The organism is Streptomyces sp. CO7, from assembly GCF_053474865.1.
Genome location: NZ_JBRIOU010000009.1, coordinates 143,505 through 144,481, shown reverse-complemented (window position 1 = coordinate 144,481; position 977 = coordinate 143,505). Strand labels below are relative to the sequence as shown.

1 protein-coding gene and 1 pseudogene are annotated in these 977 nt (G+C 71.1%); both read left to right on the top strand.

Annotated features, from left to right (window positions below; genetic code table 11):
- Positions 1-382 (top strand): annotated as a pseudogene (locus ACOV8S_RS27215) (transcriptional regulator); the annotation flags it as partial.
- Between the two features lie 33 nt (positions 383-415).
- Complete coding sequence (locus tag ACOV8S_RS27210; protein ID WP_448321045.1) at positions 416-919, top strand: DUF3291 domain-containing protein; 504 nt, start codon at positions 416-418, stop codon at positions 917-919.
- Positions 920-977: the final 58 nt, after the last annotated feature.

The window sequence follows — 977 nt, the reverse complement described above, 5'->3', positions numbered from 1 at the left end:
GGCCGAGGGTGAGCACGCGGTGTCGGTGCCTCCCCGCTCCTACGACGCTGCGGGCCGGATGCTCGCCGAGGTGGTGGAGAAGGCGGGCCTGGACCGGGAGTTGCAGGCCGCGGCGAGGGCGGCGGGCGCGGCTGACCCGGAGGCCGCCTCAGGGGAACTCGTGGAGGTGCTGGAGGGCCGCGGTTATCAGCCGTTCTGGGACGGCGGCACGCTGCGGCTGCGCAACTGCCCCTTCCACGCACTGGCGGACGAGTTCCCCGCCCTGGTCTGCGGGATGAACCTCGCCCTGCTGGAGGGCATGGCGGACGAGGACTGGACGGCGGTGATGGATCCCTGTCCGGGTGGGTGCTGTGTGTCGCTCTCTAAAAACAATGGAGGTTGACGTTACAGGGTGGGGTGGGTCAGTCTGTGTTCCATGACGACCTTTCACCTCGCGCAGGTCAACGTCGGCCGTATCGTCGGCCCGCTGGACGGACCTGAACTGAGCGGCTTCGTGACGGAGTTGCCGACGATCAACGCCCTCGCCGACCGCAGTCCGGGGTTCGTGTGGCGTCTCGTCGACGAAGGGGGCGAGGACTCCACCGGCCTTCGGCCCGAGGAGGGCGACGACCTGCTGCTCATCAACTGCTCGGTGTGGGAGTCGGTGGAGGCGCTGCGGAACTTCACCTACCACTCGGACCACCTGCGGGTGCTGAGCCGCCGGCGCGAGTGGTTCCGGCGGATGGGCGAGGCGCACCAGGCGCTGTGGTGGGTGCCGGCGGGACACCGTCCGAGCACCGCCGAGGCGATGGAGCGGGTCGCGATGGTGCGTGAACGCGGGGCCACGCCCCTGGCGTTCACCTTCCGGGAGACGTTTCCGCCCCCGGGCCCGGCCCTCGCTCCCGCCCCGGCACCGGTGGCCGAGGCGGAGAGCGTATAGGCCCCTCGGCGGACGTCACACGGCGCGGTCCTCGGCGGCTAGCCGGCGCCGTGTGACG